General features: G+C 46.7%; 19 protein-coding genes. All 19 read right to left on the reverse strand.

Annotated features, from left to right (window positions below):
• Positions 1-16: 16 nt before the first annotated feature.
• Entirely contained in the window at positions 17-601 is a 585-nt protein-coding gene (locus tag CWO08_RS15785) for a HupE/UreJ family protein (RefSeq protein ID WP_108020757.1), read from the reverse strand.
• 72 nt (positions 602-673) lie between these two features.
• On the reverse strand, positions 674-1,126 hold the full coding sequence (ureE, locus tag CWO08_RS15790) for an urease accessory protein UreE (RefSeq protein ID WP_108020758.1): 453 nt from the start codon (positions 1,124-1,126) through the stop codon (positions 674-676).
• A 140-nt stretch (positions 1,127-1,266) separates the two neighbouring features.
• On the reverse strand, positions 1,267-2,970 hold the full coding sequence (ureC, locus tag CWO08_RS15795; RefSeq protein ID WP_108020759.1) for an urease subunit alpha: 1,704 nt from the start codon (positions 2,968-2,970) through the stop codon (positions 1,267-1,269).
• A 40-nt stretch (positions 2,971-3,010) separates the two neighbouring features.
• Complete coding sequence (locus CWO08_RS15800; RefSeq protein ID WP_102478563.1) at positions 3,011-3,346, reverse strand: urease subunit beta; 336 nt, start codon at positions 3,344-3,346, stop codon at positions 3,011-3,013.
• Between the two features lie 11 nt (positions 3,347-3,357).
• On the reverse strand, positions 3,358-3,660 hold the full coding sequence (gene ureA, locus CWO08_RS15805; protein WP_004735119.1) for an urease subunit gamma: 303 nt from the start codon (positions 3,658-3,660) through the stop codon (positions 3,358-3,360).
• 133 nt (positions 3,661-3,793) lie between these two features.
• Positions 3,794-4,741 carry an urease accessory protein UreD gene (locus tag CWO08_RS15810; RefSeq protein WP_102478564.1) on the reverse strand — a complete coding sequence of 316 codons (948 nt, stop codon included), beginning with the start codon at positions 4,739-4,741 and terminating at the stop codon, positions 3,794-3,796.
• Positions 4,738-5,433, reverse strand: a complete 696-nt coding sequence (gene urtE / locus CWO08_RS15815) for an urea ABC transporter ATP-binding subunit UrtE (RefSeq protein ID WP_102478565.1) — start codon at positions 5,431-5,433, stop codon at positions 4,738-4,740. Before urtE ends, CWO08_RS15810 begins: the two co-directional genes overlap by 4 nt.
• A gap of 1 nt (position 5,434) precedes the next feature.
• On the reverse strand, positions 5,435-6,277 hold the full coding sequence (gene urtD, locus CWO08_RS15820; protein ID WP_108020760.1) for an urea ABC transporter ATP-binding protein UrtD: 843 nt from the start codon (positions 6,275-6,277) through the stop codon (positions 5,435-5,437).
• Complete coding sequence (gene urtC / locus CWO08_RS15825) at positions 6,274-7,446, reverse strand: urea ABC transporter permease subunit UrtC (RefSeq protein ID WP_108020761.1); 1,173 nt, start codon at positions 7,444-7,446, stop codon at positions 6,274-6,276. Before urtC ends, urtD begins: the two co-directional genes overlap by 4 nt.
• Before the next feature lie 10 nt (positions 7,447-7,456).
• A complete protein-coding gene (gene urtB, locus CWO08_RS15830) occupies positions 7,457-9,085 on the reverse strand; it encodes an urea ABC transporter permease subunit UrtB (protein ID WP_108020762.1) in 1,629 nt (542 codons plus the stop codon).
• A 135-nt stretch (positions 9,086-9,220) separates the two neighbouring features.
• Positions 9,221-10,507, reverse strand: coding sequence for an urea ABC transporter substrate-binding protein (gene urtA / locus CWO08_RS15835; RefSeq protein ID WP_076650847.1), 1,287 nt, complete (start codon positions 10,505-10,507; stop codon positions 9,221-9,223).
• A gap of 294 nt (positions 10,508-10,801) precedes the next feature.
• Complete coding sequence (locus CWO08_RS15840) at positions 10,802-11,029, reverse strand: zinc ribbon domain-containing protein (RefSeq protein WP_102478568.1); 228 nt, start codon at positions 11,027-11,029, stop codon at positions 10,802-10,804.
• A 36-nt stretch (positions 11,030-11,065) separates the two neighbouring features.
• A complete protein-coding gene (locus CWO08_RS15845; protein ID WP_102478569.1) occupies positions 11,066-12,067 on the reverse strand; it encodes a sensor domain-containing diguanylate cyclase in 1,002 nt (333 codons plus the stop codon).
• Positions 12,068-12,372: 305 nt separating this feature from the next.
• Entirely contained in the window at positions 12,373-13,275 is a 903-nt protein-coding gene (locus CWO08_RS15850) for a metal-dependent hydrolase (RefSeq protein ID WP_108020763.1), read from the reverse strand.
• A gap of 131 nt (positions 13,276-13,406) precedes the next feature.
• Positions 13,407-14,888, reverse strand: a complete 1,482-nt coding sequence (der, locus tag CWO08_RS15855; RefSeq protein ID WP_017629857.1) for a ribosome biogenesis GTPase Der — start codon at positions 14,886-14,888, stop codon at positions 13,407-13,409.
• A 158-nt stretch (positions 14,889-15,046) separates the two neighbouring features.
• Positions 15,047-16,207, reverse strand: coding sequence for an outer membrane protein assembly factor BamB (gene bamB, locus CWO08_RS15860; protein WP_108020764.1), 1,161 nt, complete (start codon positions 16,205-16,207; stop codon positions 15,047-15,049).
• A gap of 10 nt (positions 16,208-16,217) precedes the next feature.
• On the reverse strand, positions 16,218-16,832 hold the full coding sequence (locus tag CWO08_RS15865; protein WP_048658834.1) for a YfgM family protein: 615 nt from the start codon (positions 16,830-16,832) through the stop codon (positions 16,218-16,220).
• A gap of 79 nt (positions 16,833-16,911) precedes the next feature.
• Positions 16,912-18,180, reverse strand: a complete 1,269-nt coding sequence (gene hisS, locus CWO08_RS15870; RefSeq protein ID WP_017062514.1) for a histidine--tRNA ligase — start codon at positions 18,178-18,180, stop codon at positions 16,912-16,914.
• A gap of 70 nt (positions 18,181-18,250) precedes the next feature.
• Positions 18,251-19,372 carry a flavodoxin-dependent (E)-4-hydroxy-3-methylbut-2-enyl-diphosphate synthase gene (gene ispG / locus CWO08_RS15875; protein WP_048658835.1) on the reverse strand — a complete coding sequence of 374 codons (1,122 nt, stop codon included), beginning with the start codon at positions 19,370-19,372 and terminating at the stop codon, positions 18,251-18,253.
• Positions 19,373-19,379: the final 7 nt, after the last annotated feature.

A 19,379-nucleotide genomic window follows, 5' to 3' on the forward strand; every position in this document is an offset into this window, starting at 1 on the left:
CCTCCCTAGAGGCAATTTAGGCCGCCATTAAAAACAGCGCGCTTAAAGATGCCACGCCGACTGACGCCCACTTTGAATACAACGCTTTGCCCGCAAAGTAACCCGCGCCAATCAAACCAAATGCCGTGATGCCCATACCTGCTGCAAATTGTGCAAGACCAGACGCTGCTTCAACGCCGTGTGCGTAGCCGTGGAAGAATAGGAAGCCGATTGAAACCGCCAGCGCACTGTTAACCTTGGTTGTTGACGGCGAGAACACATGCCACAAGCACAGGCTTACCGCGAACAGAGAGGCGATGATTGCTGGCTCAACAACCATAGAGAAGCCCAACGCTTTACCCACTAATAGACCCGCTATAAGAGAGACAAGACCACCACCGACTAAAGCGGATTTAACCTTGTTTGAATAAGAGAGAGCACCAATTAACATGCCAAATGCCACCAGCATGATGAGGTGATCGACACCGGTCACTGGGTGCGTTAGGCCAGAGAGTAGTGAGTGAGAGCCGTGATCATGACCCGGGTGAGCCAGAGCCAATGTTGGTGTTGTTAGCGAAGCGATTGTGAATGTCGTTAAGCCTGCAGCGTGTTTAAAGTTCATCGCGTAATCCTTGCGTTATTGTTATTAATATCGTTGTTGTATCTGTAAATTGATGTGTCTCAAGTGACTCAATTAGTGATGATGGTGATGACCGCCAGAGCGACCACCGTAAGCGCCACCTTCTGGTTCAAAGGGTTGTTTTTCCGTCGTTACTGTTGCGCCTAAGCCTTCAACCATTTCATCTAAGACATGGTCATGTTGATAGCGAACCCAGCCAGATTCTACTTGTAGAGGCACATGGCGGTTACCTAGGTGATACGCAACGCGCGTCAGCAGATGTGCATCGTCACAGTAGACGGTAGAGACAGTTTCTGGTGCTGCTTTCACTTCGACCGTTAAGCCACACTCACTAGTTAATTGTTCTCCGCCACGCAAGATATGACCGCGTGGTAGAAATAGTCCTGCATCACGACCATCATCGAGTGTCACTTTAAGACGACTCTTAATGCGGCTATCGATAGGTAGGCTTAGAAAGCCGTCAGGAGCCGTGTTCAGCTCCGCTTGAATTTGAGTAAGTTCAATCATGCTATTACCTCAATCTCCTTATGAGATTTATAACGTTTAAAATAGGAGCCCTCAGCCAAGAGCTAAATTAAGATCTTCAGCTCAAGGTCTAAAATAAGAGCCTTCAGCTTGCAGCTAAAACAAAGCCTTGGGCCGAGCTATTAAAATAGAAAGTATCGCTGAGCCATTGGCAGCTCTTTAGCCGGCTCACACTCAAGCAGCTGACCATCAGCTCTTACTTGATAGGTTTGTGAATCGACTTCAATCTTCGGCATCCAATCGTTGAGCTTCATGTCTGCTTTGCTGATGTTTCGGCAGTTGCTCACCACACCAATCAGGCTCTGTAGCCCAAGTTGTTTATCAATGTTCTGCGCCTTGGCTTCTTTAGAAACAAATAGCATCGATGTGTTCTGACACGCCTTGCCATAGCTACCGAACATAGAGCGGTAGTGCACGGGCTGTGGTGTTGGGATAGAGGCGTTAGGATCGCCCATTGGTGCCATCGCAATCATGCCGCCTTTCAGAATCACGCTTGGTTTGACACCAAAGAAAGCCGGTTTCCATAAAACAAGATCCGCCAGTTTTCCTGCTTCGATAGAGCCGATCTCATGGGCCATGCCGTGCGTGATCGCAGGGTTAATGGTGTACTTAGCGACATAGCGCCTTAAACGGAAATTATCACTGTAGTCGGAATCTTCTTTTAGACTGCCACGCTGCACTTTCATCTTGTGTGCGGTTTGCCAAGTACGTGTTACTACCTCGCCCACTCGTCCCATCGCTTGAGAATCCGAGGCGATCATCGAGAACGCGCCCAAGTCATGAAGAATGTCTTCTGCGGCAATAGTTTCACGGCGGATACGCGATTCGGCGAACGCGACATCTTCGGCAATCGATGGTGAAAGGTGATGACACACCATCAACATGTCTAAATGCTCATCGACCGTATTGACCGTGTAAGGTCGTGTTGGATTGGTCGAAGAAGGCAGAACGTTCGGCTCACCTGCAGCACGGATAATATCGGGAGCATGACCACCACCTGCACCTTCGGTGTGATAGGTATGAATCACACGGTCACCGATGGCACCCAGTGTAGATTCAACAAAACCCGATTCATTTAGTGTATCGGTGTGAATTGCAACTTGTACGTCCATCTCGTCAGCAACACTCAAGCAAGTATCAATTGACGCGGGTGTGGTTCCCCAGTCTTCATGCAACTTCAAACCCACTGCGCCTGCAGCTACTTGTTCGCGTAGAGCTTCTGGCTGACTGGCATTGCCTTTGCCGAGCAAGCCAAAGTTCATCGGGAATTGATCGAGTGACTCCAACATACGGTGCATGTTCCACGGGCCCGGTGTACAGGTCGTCGCATTGGTGCCTGTGTTTGGCCCAGTACCACCACCTATCATGGTAGTCACACCCGACGCCAGCGCCTCTTCAACCTGCTGTGGGCAGATAAAGTGAATGTGTGAATCGATACCGCCAGCAGTCAGGATCGAACCTTCACCTGCCAAAATTTCCGTGCCCGGGCCAATGACTATATCGACGCCCGGTTGAACGTCGGGGTTACCCGCTTTACCCAACGCTTGAACTCGGCCGTCTTTGATAGCGACATCGGCTTTTACTATGCCCCAATAGTCCAACACAATCGCGTTAGTGATCACCAAGTCCGGTGTTTCGGCACTTGGACGCTGGCTTTGCCCTTGTCCATCACGGATCACTTTACCGCCGCCAAACTTCACTTCGTCACCGTATACGGTGTAATCCTTTTCAACTTCTAGCCATAAATCGGTGTCAGCAAGACGCACTCGGTCACCGACTGTAGGCCCAAACATTTCGGCATAAGCCTGTTTGGATATCGTCGCCATGATCAATCCTTTGTTGTTTTAATTCTTTCTATGGGAGCGCTTAGAGCTTGCCCATCACCTTTCCTTGGAAGCCATAAATCTCTAACTTACCTGCGTAACGCACTAACTCGACGCTACGTGATTGACCCGGTTCAAAACGAGTGGCAGTACCTGCAGGGATATTGAGTCGAAACCCTTTAGTGGCTTCTCGGTCAAAGATCAAAGAAGGGTTTGCTTCATAGAAATGGTAATGAGAGCCAATTTGCACAGGACGGTCGCCAATGTTTTGCACCTTAACCGACGTCGTGTCTCGGCCTTCATTTAAAGTAATGTTGCCCGGAGCGGTTTCGACTTGCCCGGGAACTAAGCCTGAATATTGTTTGGTGGAACTAGCCATACTACTTCTCCCTAAACGATAGGTTCATGAACGGTCACCAATTTGGTGCCATCGGGAAAAGTCGCTTCGACTTGTACATCTGGGATCATGGAAGGGATCCCCTCCATAACGTCATCGACGGTTAGCAGTGTGCGTCCAAAATCCATCAGTTCCGAAACGGTTTTACCCTCGCGGGCACCTTCTAGAATGGCGCTGCTGATCAGCGCAATAGATTCTGGATAGTTGAGTTTTAAGCCTTTTTGTTTGCGCTGCTGTGCCAGCATTCCTGCGCAGAAGATAAGTAGCTTATCCTTTTCTCTTGGTGTTAATTCCATTTAGCCGCCCGCTGTTAGTGTTGTTTTCTTATTGCTCATAAACGCATGAGCAGTAAGTGGGATTCAGTCACAGCAAGCTTGAAAAAATGTACCGAGGGCCGGAAGTCACTCTCGGTACAAATAGGGCTAATCGCTAAGTCGCCCAAATCCTTGGTAAATCAGGAGTCGTACCATACAAATGAGAGCGAGTTGCTTGCCATATCTGACCAAAGGCCTGGAGAATATCTTCACTCCAATTGCCCAAGGCTCGCACCACAATCAATCCTTCTATTTGTGTCGCGCCCAATATTAATGTGGGGTCACTCGACATTTTCGATGAGTCTGATTGCTGTGAAGCTTGCTGTGTAATAGATAAGAGCAAGCTCTGTACCAACTCTAAATCTTGCTTCTCATTTGAGGTGAGATAAAAGGTTCCCATCATAGAATAGTCAAGTAACCCCATATTTATCATCAACTTATCGCCACCGTGAAAATTAAACCCTTCCGTAAGAAGCCGTTGATTATCAAGATAGATTTCCGTTTTACCGACGAGGTGACCATGCTCAAATCCCTCATTCTGTGCAGGCCGTCCAAAACAGTGCATCTCCCAACCCCAAAACTGTGCACCCTTTTCTAGGCGTATTTCAGTATCGAGTCGAACATGTGCATTGGGGAAAAAGATGTTCTCTTGTGGCATCCACTCCAAGCGAGCCCCTTTCTCCACATGTAAGGTTTGCTTCTGCTTGGCGTACTTGTTGTTGGAACGATAGAACTTGGTCGCACCGGGGGTGGTGATCAACGCATGAGCACCTCGCTCAAGGTTCACGTTAATATTGAGAGTGTCACCACCTACCACTCCGCCGGGGGGATGGAGTAAGTAGGTGTGACACGTTTCCCCATCAGGATACAGGGGGCGTTGCACCGCAAGCGGGCCTGACTGCTGACGATTCTTTAATACGGTTTTATCACCACGATCGACAAAGGTGAGATTTAAACTCGCTTGCCAACCATCACGAATATCTTGTTCGATGGTGTCATTCAAAGATAAAGCTTCAACTAAAGAAGCCTTGCTTACTTCATTTGGAGAAAAGAGAGAATTCATACGGTTAGGTACTCCTTAATCAAAGACTCATCGAGCCCTGTCATTTCACCTTCTGCCACCTGACGCCCACGGTCGAGAATACAAAAACGGTCACCGACCTTTCTTGCAAATGGTAGCTTCTGCTCCACAAGTAGAACCGTGAGTCCCATCTTCTCGTTAAGCATGCGAATGATGTCGCCAATCTCTTGCACAATATTGGGTTGAATACCTTCCGTCGGCTCATCCAAGATCAATAGCTTTGGATTAACCACCAGCGCACGCCCAATCGCTAGCTGCTGCTGCTGCCCACCCGATAAATCACCACCGCGACGATGTAGCATCTCTTTTAACACTGGGAAAATATCGAAGATGAATTCAGGAATCTTGCGGTCGCCCTTTTTACGAATCGGTAAACCGACCTCTAGATTTTCTTGAACAGTGAGCATTGGGAAGATCTGGCGACCTTGCGGTACATAGCCGATCCCTTGGCGTGGGCGGTCCTCGGCATCGGTTTTCAAAAGTGACTCACCCGATAAAGAAATGTCACCGCTTTCAACATTCACCAACCCCATAATGCATTGCAGCAAGGTGGTTTTACCAACACCGTTACGCCCCATTAATACCGTGCATTTTCCCTCAGGGATCTGCATATCTAAGTCCCATAAGGTGTGGCTCTCACCGTAATATTGATTAACTGATTTAACATCTAACATCCTATTCTCCGAGATAAACTTGTTTAACTTCAGGGTGAGCCTGTACTTGATCCATGGTGCCTTCTGCCAACACGTGACCTTGATGAAGCACGGTGACATGGCTAGCAATCGAACGAACGAAATCCATATCGTGTTCAACCACAACCACCGAGTGCTTACCTGCCAGCGAATTAAGAAGTTCAGAGGTGCGATCCATCTCTTGGTGAGTCATACCTGCAACGGGTTCATCCACCAGCAACAGCTTAGGGTTTTGCATCAGTAACATACCGATCTCTAACCACTGCTTTTGTCCGTGAGACAGATTGCCCGCCAAGTTCGCGGCTTCGTCTTTAAGGTGAATAAGCTCAAGTACCGAGGTCAGTTTGTCTTTCTGCTCACCAGACATCACGGCAGTAAAAGTTGCCCACACAGAGCGATCGCCCGCCATTGCCAACTCTAGGTTCTGCCACACGGTTAGACATTCAATAACGGTTGGCTTTTGGAACTTACGCCCAACGCCTGCATTAGCAATTTCAGCTTCATTCATCTTGAGTAGATTAATGTTAGAGCCGAGCCATACCTCTCCAGTATCTGGTTTAGTTTTGCCGGTGATGATGTCCATCATGGTGGTTTTACCTGCGCCATTAGGGCCGATGATGCAGCGCAGTTCGCCCTCTTTGATATAAAGATTGAGGTCGTTTATCGCTTGGAAACCATCGAAGTTCTTATTCACCCCTTCCACATACAGCAGCACGTTATGACGGGTATCGATGGCGGGATGAATATCGGGCTTAAGGTAATCGAAGACCTCATCTCGACGAGTGAATGACTGAACCGATTCCTTCACGCTGTTGAATTTAGTCATGCGATCACCTCCTTAGTTTTATGCTGATCATCCTGATCTTGTCCTGCGTCTTTTGAATTCGATGTCTTTCGTAGCTGTTGCCATTTTTCACTGACAAAGCCAATCACACCTTGTGGGAAATACATGGTCGAAAGAACGAATAGACCACCAAGAGCAAATAACCACACCTCAGGGAATTCAACCGTAAACCAGCTCTTGGCGTAGTTGATGATCAGCGCACCAACGATGGCACCAAACAGAGTGGCACGACCGCCCAAGGCAACCCAAACCACAATCTCAATCGAGTTAAGCGGTGCAAACTCTCCTGGGTTGATGATGCCGACTTGAGGAACATATAAAGCTCCGGCAATACCCGCGATAACCGCTGAAAGAACGAAGACCCACAGTTTGATACCATCAACGTCGTAACCCATAAAGCGAGTTCGAGACTCGGTATCACGAATCGCCAGTGCCACACGCCCTAATCGACTGGTCACTACCATGCGACAGACGATGTAACTGAGAATGAGCGAGATACCCGTCGCGACAAACAGACCAATCTTGACCGCATCACTCTGTAAACTTAGGCCGATGATGTCTTTGAAATCCGTCAACCCGTTGTTGCCACCAAAGCCCATCTCGTTGCGGAAGAACGCCAGCATCAAGGCATAAGTTAACGCTTGAGTCATGATCGAAAGGTAAACACCAGACACGCGAGAACGGAAAGCCAAATATCCGAACAAATAAGCCAACGCGCCCGGTACCAGCACCACCATCAGACAAGCGAACCAGAACTGATCAAAGCCCTGCCAAAACCACGGCAATGCTGACCAATCAAGGAACACCATGAAATCAGGCAGGATAGGATCACCATAAACCCCACGGTCACCAATCTGACGCATTAAGTACATGCCCATCGCATAACCACCAAGCGCAAAGAAAGCACCATGGCCTAGGCTCAGTATTCCGAGATAACCCCATACAAGATCGAGCGCCAACGCCAACATCGCATAGCTCAGGTATTTACCCATCAGAGAGATCGTGAAGGTCTCGACATGAAGCGGGTGCCCACTTGGCAACATGGTGTTAGCCAGTGGAATGAGAATAACGGCTGCAAGAATGGCAAGGATGGTCAGTTGCCCACCTTTATCACCACGCATCGCCGAAAGTACAAATGATTTAGACTGCATGATGTTGTCCTTAACCTTCAGCCGCACGACCACGTTGCGGGAACAATCCGCGTGGGCGTTTTTGAATAAATAGAATGATGAAAACCAGTACTAGAATCTTGGCGAGTACTGCGCCAGCCCATGGTTCTAAGATCTTATTGAACAAACCAAGACTTAAGCCTGCGACGAGTGTTCCCCACAAGTTGCCGACTCCGCCGAACACCACCACCATGAAAGAATCGATGATGTACGCCTGTCCCATATTCGGGCCAACGTTCGTCAGTTGAGACAGTGCCACACCTGCAACACCCGCAACGCCAGAACCCAAACCAAAGGTCAGCGCATCAACACGTTCAGAACGTATCCCCATCGCGCGAGCCATGCCACGGTTTTGAGAAACTGCACGTACCTGCAAGCCAAGTGGCGTTTTCTTGAGAACCATCAACAATCCCATAAACACCAAACCACAGAACAAGATGATGTATAAGCGGTTGTAGGTCAGAGACAGCATTGGATTCAATTGCAGTGCCCCAGACATCCATTCAGGCGTGCTCACTGAGCGGTTCAATGGAGAGAAAATAGAGCGAACGGCTTGCTGTAAGATCAAGCTGATACCGAAGGTCGCAAGTAAGGTTTCCAATGGACGGCCATAAAGGTGACGAATCACACTACGCTCAATCGCAATGCCAACCAGACCAGACACAATAAATGCAGCCGGAATAGAGAGAATCAGCGCTAAACCGATGTGATTCGGCATCAACAACTGCAATACATAGGTGGTGTATGCGCCAATCATGATCAGCTCGCCATGGGCCATGTTAATCACCCCCATTACGCCAAAGGTGATCGCCAAACCAATACCCGCCAGCACTAGTACCGAACCTAAACTCAAGCCGAAGAATACGGTCTCAACGCCCGAGTACAGTGCTTGGCTCTGTTGATAATCATCCATCGCTCTCTCTGCTGCCGCCAAGACTTTTGGGTCTTGTTCGCTGTTGAGCAATTGATTCAAGGTTTTGAGTACTACTGAATGTTTGAAGTCACCGACTCGGTCAATCGAAACCACACGATCGTCAACCGTGGCACTCTTATCAAGAGAAGTGAAAATGGCTAACGACAAGTCCATCAACTCAGCGACTTTGCCCTCTGATTCACTGGTTCTCAGCACAGCTAAACGATCAATAATGTCAGAATCTTTGGTACCGAGCAGATCCACAACCGCTTTATAACGCACGTCTGGGTTGTTGCTGTTCAGTCCAATCGAGGCAATTTCCCCACGCAAGATCCCGCGAAGCTTGTTATTCACGCGAACTTTTTTGAACTGTCTAGCATTCTCGATACTGAGGCTTGATTCATCCCACACAGACTGAGCCGAGGTTGCCGTTTTAATGCTTTGAATTAGGTAAAGCTGTTTGTACTGCTCACTTTGTTTGTCATTAAAGTAATAGAGATTACCGTTTAACCAGCCATCCAAAATAGGTTTCGACACATCTTCCGTTTGCGTCTCAATAACCCAATCAATAGCTAATTCTTTATCCGATGTTTTCTTACCAACTAGCGCCTTGGTAAAACTAGCTTCATCCGTTATTCCAGCAAAAGCCAACTGAGCACTGACTGCCATAAGCAATAGCGCCTTAAATACGTTCAATAGGTTTTTCATCCCTGCTTCCTTAATCCACCGAGCTAGATATTGTTATTTTTGCTTGATGGATACGTGGATAATTATTGTTACCTGAGAAGTAGTGAGCCTTACCTTAGCTATATTTACTAAAGACAAGGCTCAACATTCATGACTCTAGTTACCGCCAGAACACTTCTTGGTTTCGACATTAAACGCGCCACATGAGAATGGCTTCGACCAGCTAGAGAACAATTTTGCCGACTCAGGTAAGTAGCTCGACCAAGCATCACCCGCAACGAGACCTGTGGTTTCCCAAACGATATCGAATTGACCATCGTCTTGGATTTCACCGATCAGGACAGGTTTCGTGATGTGGTGGTTTGGCAGCATGGTAGAGTAGCCGCCAGAAAGGTTAGGTACAGAGACACCAATCAAGGCATCTTGTACAGATTCAGGATCGGTTGTGCCTGCATTAGTGACCGCTTGAGCCCACATGTTGAAACCTACATAGTGCGCTTCCATTGGGTCATTGGTGACACGCTTTTCACTCTTGATGAACGACTGCCACGTTTCAACGAACTCTTCATTGGCTTCGGTATCAACACTCATGAAATAGTTCCATGCCGCTAGGTGGCCTACCAGTGGTTCTGTGTCCATACCTGACAGTTCTTCTTCACCAACAGAGAATGCAATAACTGGGATGTCTTCAGATGAAATGCCTTGAGCGCCGAGCTCTTTATAGAAAGGGACGTTCGCATCGCCGTTCACAGTAGAAACCACTGCGGTTTTCTTGCCTGCTTCACCGAACTTCTTGATGTCAGAAACGATAGATTGCCAATCAGAGTGACCAAATGGCGTGTAGTTGATCATGATGTCTTCTTCTGCGACACCTTTATCTTTTAGGTAAGCTTCTAAGATCTTATTGGTAGTACGTGGGTAAACGTAATCGGTACCTGCAAGTACCCAACGCTCAACTTCAAGCTCTTCCATCAAGTAATCCACTGCTGGGATCGCTTGTTGGTTTGGCGCGGCACCGGTGTAGAAAACGTTTTTAGAGGACTCTTCACCTTCATACTGTACTGGGTAGAAAAGGATGCTGTTGAGTTCCTCAAAGACAGGCAGCATCGATTTACGTGATACCGATGTCCAACCACCGAACACCACATCGACCTTCTCTTTTTCGATAAGCTCACGCGCTTTCTCAGCAAATAGCGGCCAGTTTGACGCAGGGTCAACCACAACAGGCTCTAGCTTCTTGCCAAGTAAACCGCCCTTTTTGTTCTGCTCTTCGATAAGCATTAGCACGGTATCTTTTAGCGTTGTTTCACTGATCGCCATGGTACCAGACAGTGAATGTAGAACGCCGACCTTGATGGTCTCATCAGCCGCAAGCACGGTAGCAGAAGAAAATGAAAGTGTTGTACACAGTGCAGCTAGCGATAAATTGAACACCTTGTTCATGATAGTACTCCATAATTGTATTTTTGTTATTCAATTACAGAGTTACAAGAAGAGTGCCAAACTTATAAATCAACAAGTTTATTTATAAGCTATTGTATTAATAGAATTTAAAATTAACTCACACCAGTATGAAACATAGTAATCATGTAACTATGTTTCATACTGGTGCAGCGGCGATAAGAATGAACCAAGATGACACATTCCTGTTCTTCAGATACAAAAAAGACCCAACACTTTAGTATTGAGTCTCTGGTATAACATCACCGATAGTCGTTCAAACCATGCAGTTTAAGGCTATTCCGCTGGTTGGAATTCGAATTTTACTCTCGATTTAGACTTAAGCTCGTTGCAATCGCCATTACAAAAATAGCTCGCGGCACCACAGGCTTGAAGCTTCTCTAACTGGCTCCTGCACTCAGGACAAAACCCAACTTTAGTAAAGTGAGCCTGACAAGTTTCACAGTGATACTTGCCATCCCAAGCTAGCTCAGACTGGCACTTAGGGCAGATATTTTCACTCATTAGTATTTCCTAATTCACGACTCTTTCTACAATCTACTACTGCTGGGATTTAGCTTGCTTGATTTGGTACATGTTCTTATCAGCTTGTGCAATCAACTGGTCTAATCCTTGAGGATCTTTCTCACAAGAAAGCCCGACACTCACTGAAAACTGCACATCATTGATATAAAGCGCTTGTTGCAGTGCTTTTTCTAAGCTGTGATAGAAGCTAACAACGCTTTCTTGATCATCAAAACAAGAGAACACCACAAACTCATCACCACCATAACGCCCTATCTTGGCACAGGCTGTAGTTGCCTCATCAAGAACCTCAGCAACCGCCAACAACACATCGTCACCGAAACTGTGGCCATAGGTATCATTTATCGATTTGAACTTATCGACATCAACAAACAGACACGCCATCACCTTTTGTGCAAAACAGCGCTTAGTTAACACTTTTTCGGCTTCATTGAACAATGCCCGACGATTCAAACAGTGAGTTAGAGAATCACGATTGGCGAAAAAGTTAAGCTGATTCTCCAGCTCAAACTTCTCTAGTGCGACCGAATACAGAGACGCTAATAGCTCTAAGATCTCGAGCTCAAATTCATGTGGTTCAGAGATGTACTGACTATAAATAGCAAAGGTACCCAAAACATTACCGCGCGACGATATAATGGGTACCGACCAACAGGCATGCAGATTGGCTTGGCTGGTTAAGGCTAAGAAAGGCGCCCAGTTTGGGTGTGCATTTATATTGGAGACCATCACTGCTTTCTTAAGCGCAGCTGCCTCACCACAGGAACCAATCCCGGCACCAATTCCCACCCCTTCTATCTGTTGATTGTAGAAATCAGGCAGGTTGGGGGCATATTCAAGATGTAGAGTCTTTGATTCGGAGTTGAGTAGTAAGATTGAAGCCATACGCTGCCCAAAAAGCAGCTCAGTAAGCTGAATGATCTTATGGTTTAAGTCCTTGCGATCCATCCCAAGGGCAAGCTTCCGAAGCAAACTATTGACTGCTCGGTGGCCTTCTAATAAAAATTGTTGTTCCATTCGCTAAAGCTTTCAATTGTGTAATTGGGTACAGCTTGTTCTTATGCAAGCTTGTTCTTATGCAAGCTTGTTATTGGTTAATAATAACACACTAAGTTAGTACCACACACAACCGAAGATCATAGGTTGATCTTTCGCTTTATCTATTTTGATCAGCGATCTACCCCAAAAAGAATATTTATATCACCACATACCGAAAGCATAAGTTACATGTGCTGCATTTCAATTTTAAATGGTCATTTATATCAAAAGTGACATGTTAAAACAGAATATACAGCACAACCCATTTCGATCTGTAGTCTAAATCATCGAATTACATGCGTCAGCATTTCAATATGCTGGTAATCTAGCTGGGTTAACTTAACGGATAATGTCTGAAGTTCTGAGGTGTTCTCGATGTGAGTACCACCACACGGAATCGACACCAACGTCTCAGCATCCAGTTGCCATTCCCAGTAACGAGAGTCAGTGAGTGCCTCACCTTCCAGTCGCATCGCAACTGGTGTCGGCTCTGCAAGCCAGCCCGCAATCATCTGGTTGATGTCAGCTTCAATGCCATCTAGGTTTGCTAGCATGTCTGCAACGTTCAAACCGCGCTTCTTCAGGGTTTTGCCTAAACGATACTTATCGGTACACAGCTCTGGAGTCACAAAGCTCGTCACCTGTGCATAGCTATTGAAATCGTAGCTGCCAAGCGGATCTTTTCTGTCCGCATCTTTACGCCAGTAGCTTTCAGCCAATACTTTATTCAGGGCTAGAAAAGCGATGTGGCCAGCACTGTGACCACGGCTCAAACTGGCTTGATACTCTTTATCAACCGACAACACGACTTCGTCGCTAACCTTAATCATAGAAGCAGATGCGGGTAGCTGGTGGACAACCACAAACGCCCACCCTTCTGTATCACGCTTAACAGGGATATCTGCTGCGATATGAAGCTTGCCAGTAGATTGTTCTATTGCACCAACAAGACAGTCTTCAACGGGATATTGCACGTCACCGACATTCACAAAGCCTTGGTCTGCAGGGTGATCTGGCCAAATATGACTCACAGGGTGGAAAGGTGTTACTTCGGTGATCAGGTAAGTTTTGCTGTCGTCACTTTCAACATGCAGCGCCTTTGCGTTGAGCTGCCAAGCCTGATGACAAAATTGAGTAATGGTTGCTGTGATTGCTGACGCAGGTGTAATCAAATCGCTAGTAGTCATATCGTTCTTCTTTTGGAATCTAGTCTGATTCGTTAAGCCATGATGATAAAAACGTATTGTTATGGCTTAACGTGAATTTTGCTTAAAAAAATACCCGAGACAGGCTCGGGTATCAAATCTATTGGAAAGGTTTACTTACGACCTTTAACCATGCTCATCATACGTTTACGTTTGCGTTCTTGAGAAATTGTCAGCTTGTTTGTCTTAGCTTCAAATGGGTTCTCGCTGTTCTGGAACTGAATGCGAATAGGTGTACCCATAATTTCTAGTGAACGACGGTAGTAGTTCATCAAGAATCGTTTGTATGAATCTGGCAAATTACGAACTTGGTTACCGTGGATAACGATAATCGGTGGGTTGTAGCCACCAGCGTGCGCGTATTTCAGTTTCACACGACGGCCACGAACCATAGGCGGTTGGTGATCATCAGTCGCCATCTTCATGATACGAGTTAGCACAGAAGTACCAACACGAGTCGTCGCTGACTTGTAAGCTTCTTGTACAGACTCAAACAAGTGACCAACACCAGTACCGTGAAGTGCAGAGATAAAGTGAATACGTGCGAAATCAACGAAACCTAAGCGACGGTCTAGCTCTTTCTTAACGCGTTCTTTCACGTCGTTATCTAGGCCATCCCACTTGTTTACAGCAATAACAATTGAACGACCCGCGTTCAACGCAAAGCCTAACAAGCTTAGATCTTGATCAGAGATGTTTTCGCGAGCATCGATAAGCAGCAATACAACGTTGGCATCTTCAATCGCTTTCAGTGTTTTAACTACTGAGAACTTCTCTACCGTTTCGTTGATGTTTTTACGACGACGAACACCCGCAGTATCGATTAGAACGTATTCACGCTCATCACGTTGCATTGGGATATAGATAGAGTCACGAGTTGTGCCTGGCATATCGTAAACAACCACACGTTCTTCACCAAGAATACGGTTAGTTAGTGTTGATTTACCTACGTTAGGACGGCCAATGATCGCTAGCTTGATTGGTTGATCTTGAAGACGCTTGAATTCTTCTTCAGCTTCTTCTTCTGTAAATTCAACCTGCTCTTCTTCTTCGTCTTCAAACTCAGTTAGATCGCTTACTTCGCCATTTTCCGCTTTTAGCGCTTCTGCGAATGGGTTAAGAGCAAGGTCAATCAGTGCAGTAACGCCACGACCGTGCGCCGCAGCGATTTGGTACATGTCTTCTACACCTAGTTGCCAGAAGTCAGCACTTGCAGCATCAGGGTCGATACCATCAACCTTGTTTACTACTAGCATTGAAGGCTTTTCTAGTTGACGTAGGTGCTTAGCAATCGCCACGTCAGATGGTGTTAGACCAGCACGGCCATCTACCATAAATAGAACAACATCAGCTTCATCAATCGCTGCTAGCGACTGTTCAGCCATTTTAGTTTCAACACCTTCTTCAGTACCGTCGATACCACCAGTGTCAATAACAATAAAGTCATGCTCGCTAAAATGAGCATGGCCGTATTTACGGTCACGCGTTAAGCCAGGGAAATCCGCAACCAATGCATCACGAGTTCGAGTCAATCGGTTAAATAACGTAGATTTACCTACGTTCGGACGCCCTACTAGAGCAACAACAGGTACCATAACAACCTCTACAATTTCTTCTCTAAATGTAGTTATAGGTAAGCACTTGTTCGCAAGTTTAAACTCTTACCTATAACCACACGGTTTATTAATTTTTAACAACAAAACGGCTCCTGGCTGTTACCAACCAGGAGCCGACTGTGAATTATATCACGCTTTTATTGGCTAATCGTTAGTTTCTTTACATCGCCATTGCGAGTCGTCACTAAGTAGCCTTCAGGCAGTTCAATTGGTGCAACCGCAAAGCCGCTATCATCGACAAGCTGCTGAGCAACAAACTCACCCGATGAACGATCTAACCAGTGCAGGTAACCTTCTGTGTCACCCACGACTAAATAACCATTAATAATAGCAGGTGCTGTCAGTAAGCGGTTTTCTAACAATGGAGTGCTCCACAGTTCAGTACCACTACGAGCATCAACCGCAACCACATGGTCTTTGTCGGTAACAACGAACAAACGGCTGCCATCACTTGCTAAATCAATCGCTGACGAGTAGTTACGCTTCCAAATTGGCTTACCAGAACGAAGGTCAATTGCAATCAGCTGACCATTAATACCTACGGTATACAAGGTGCCACCGAGAACAATTGGAGATGCATCAACATCAACCAAGCGATCGATTTCCGTTGCGCCTTTTGGCGTACCTACTGGCTGTTGCCAAATAAGCTGACCACGGTCAACGATAGCCGCAGCTAGACGACCATTTGCTGTACCCCAGAATACACCACCAGAAACCGCAACCGGTGAGCTATCACCTCGGAGTGTTAGGCTTGGTACTTCAGTACTGATGGTCCATTTTTGTTCGCCACTTGCTTGATCTAACGCGATCAACATACCGCGACTGGTATGAACAATGACCATGTTGCTATCAGTTGCTGGGGATGCAAGCACCTCGCCATTCACTGATACACGCCACAGCTCTTCACCGGTCGATTCTTCCAATGCGATCACTTCGCCATTTTCAGAACCAACAAATACTTTACCGTAAGCCGCCGTTAAGCCACCCGATAAACGAGCCAGTACGTCTTTCTCAAGATCGACTTTCCACAGCTCTTTACCTGTATCAGGATCAAGCGCTTTAACCATACCTTCACGGCTTGCAACAAACACTTTGTCGTAAGCCAATTCTGGCGTTAGTTTTGAAAAGTAGTGACCAACACCATCACCAACCGACGTAGACCATTCCTGACTAGGAGTGAACTCGCTGTTTACCGTTGGTACTGGAGCCATGATTACGGTGTCTTCTTCACCCGCACAGCCAGCTAGTAGGCCAAGAGCAATCGCACACAACGCCGCTTTTGGAAACATCTTCTTCATTCAAAGCGCCTTATTTAGCTAGGTCGTCAAGTTTGATTTGAAGCGTTTGGCTAGCATCAACAGCTTGCTGTGCTTCTGTGTAAGCACTGTATGCTGCGTCAGTGTCGCCTTTACGAAGTGAGATATCACCACGCAGTTCAGCAACACGGCCTTTCCAAGATTCATCAGTCATAGCAGCAAGATCAGTCAATGCTGCGTCAAATTCACCTTGCTCAGCTTTAATGCGTGCAACACGGTAAGTAAGTAGTGGCGCAAGTGCCGCGTCCTTAGTTGCCGATTTTGCCCACTCTAGCTGTTCAAGTGCTGCTGCTAGCTCACCCGCTTGCACTTGTACTTTTGCTAATTGCATAGCTGCAAGTACTGAGTACTCAGCGTCTTTGTTTGCGTCGATGAAAGCTTGAATATCAGATTGAGCATCAACGCCCTTAGTATCAAGAGCTGAAATTACAGAGGTGTAGCTTTCTGAAGCTGCTTCACGCGCTTCAACGACTGAATCTTGGTAATAACGCCAGCCAAATAGACCACCTAAACCAATAACCGCACCAAAGATTACGGCTTTACCGTTCTCTTTCCACCAATCTTTAATGGCTTCAACTTGTTGCTCTTCGCTATCGTAAAGTTCCACTTCCTGTCCTCTTTAATTCTTTAAACGCCAGCATAGTGCTGACGTTAGTATTCATTATGAGCGTTTGCTCAATGGCTAATTAGATTAGCGCAGCAACTTTCTCTGCAACTTCCGTTTGAGACACGGTTTCTTGCTCGCCGCCAACCAGATCTTTTAGCACAACTGTATTGTCAGCAACTTCGTTCTCACCAAGTACCAGCGCCACAACAGCACCTACTTTGTCAGCACGTTTGAATTGCTTCTTGAAGTTACCACCACCGAAGTGGTTCATTACACGCACGCCTTCAACGGTGTCGCGTAATTGATTCGCTAACTGCATGCCCGCGATCATAGTACCTTCGCCAGCAGCAACTACGTAAACATCAACGCTACGGCGAACTTCTGTTAGCTCTAGCGTTTCCATCATCAGAACCAGACGCTCTAGACCCATTGCGAAGCCAACTGCATTGGTTGCTTTGCCGCCCAGTTGCTCAACAAGACCATCGTAACGACCGCCGCCACATACTGTACCTTGAGCACCAAGGCTGTCTGTGATCCACTCAAATACGGTGCGGTTGTAGTAATCTAGGCCACGTACTAGACGCTCATTAACTTGGTATTCGATACCAACAGCGTCAAGAAGTTCACACAAACCAGCAAAATGTTGCTTCGATTCTTCACCTAGATATTCAGATAGTCGAGGTGCGTCACCTAAGATAGCTTGAACATCAGGGTTCTTAGTATCAAGTACACGTAGAGGGTTAGTGTGCATACGACGTTTGCAGTCTTCGTCAAGCACATCAATGTGTTGCTCAAGGAAAGCCACTAACGCAGTGCGGTAGCTTACGCGATCTTCTTGAGAACCGATTGAGTTCAGCTCTAGGCGAACGTGCTTATCGATGCCTAGCTCACGCCATAGACGTGCTGTCATCATGATAAGTTCTGCGTCAACGTCTGGACCGTCTAGGCCAAACACCTCAACACCACATTGGTGGAATTGACGGTAACGACCTTTTTGAGGACGCTCGTGACGGAACATTGGACCCATGTACCATAGGCGCTGTTCATCACGGTTGATAAGGCTATTTTGAATACATGAACGTACACAACCTGCTGTGCCTTCTGGACGCAGCGTTAGGCTATCGCCATTGCGGTCATCAAAAGTGTACATTTCTTTAGAAACAACATCTGTCTCTTCACCAACTGCACGGCTAAATAGGTTTGTTTCTTCAACGATAGGCATACGTACTTCGTTGTAACCGTATGCGCTCACCACGTTTTTAACTGCGCTTTCTACTTTCTGCCACAGTGGTGATTGAGTTGGAAGGCAGTCGTTCATGCCTCGAATTGCTTGGATATTTTTAGCCACAGTATTTATTCCGTAATTTCTCACGACCAGGTGTTAGTGCGAATAGACAATCACACCCCATCGCGTTGTATTAATCTTCTAAGTTTTCTACATCAATGCGATTTGCTTGATCAAGCACTGACGCTTTTGCACGAATCTTAGCTTCAAGTTTGTCGACAAGATCATCGTTGTCGAAGCGCTCTTTCTGACGCTTACCGTCTTCGTAGAAGGCACTCTTACGTGCACTACCCGCTAGACCTAAGTGAGACACTTCAGCTTCACCAGGGCCGTTAACCACACAACCGATGATTGACACATCCATTGGAGTGATCACGTCTTCTAGGCGCTCTTCAAGGGCATTAACAGTGTTAATAACATCGAACTCTTGACGAGAACAGCTTGGGCACGCAATGAAGTTGATGCCACGCGAGCGAATACGCAAAGATTTAAGAATATCAAAGCCGACTTTGATCTCTTCAACAGGATCAGCCGCTAGCGAGATACGCAGCGTATCGCCGATACCTTCAGAAAGAAGCATACCTAAACCTACCGCGGACTTCACAGAGCCAGCACGTGCCCCACCCGCTTCGGTAATACCAAGGTGAAGAGGTTGGTCAATCTGCTTAGCCAGCAAACGGTAAGAACCAACAGCTAGGAATACATCAGACGCCTTCACGCTCACCTTGAATTGATCAAAGTTCAGACGGTCGAGGATATCTACGTGACGCATTGCTGATTCAACAAGCGCTTCTGCTGTAGGCTCTGTGTACTTCTCTTGGATCTCTTTCTCAAGAGAACCACCGTTAACACCAATACGAATCGGAATATTCATATCACGTGCGCAATCAACAACTGAGCGGATACGGCTTTCGTTACCGATGTTGCCTGGGTTAATACGCAGACAGTCAACGCCGTATTCTGCCACTTTAAGGGCGATACGGTAGTCGAAGTGAATATCAGCAACCAAAGGAACAGAGACCTGCTGTTTGATTAGCTTAAAGGCTTCAGCGGCATCCATAGTCGGTACAGATACGCGAACGATATCAGCGCCAACTTTTTCCAAAGCTCGAATTTGAGCAACGGTCGCGGCTACATCTGTTGTTCTTGTGTTGGTCATGGATTGCACAGCAATTGGTGCACCATCACCGATCGGCACATCACCCACATAAATACGGGTTGATTTGCGACGAATAATAGGAGATTCGTGTTGCATATTAACT

It is taken from the genome of Vibrio sp. 10N.286.48.B8 (genome assembly GCF_003050085.1).
GTDB lineage: Bacteria > Pseudomonadota > Gammaproteobacteria > Enterobacterales > Vibrionaceae > Vibrio > Vibrio crassostreae.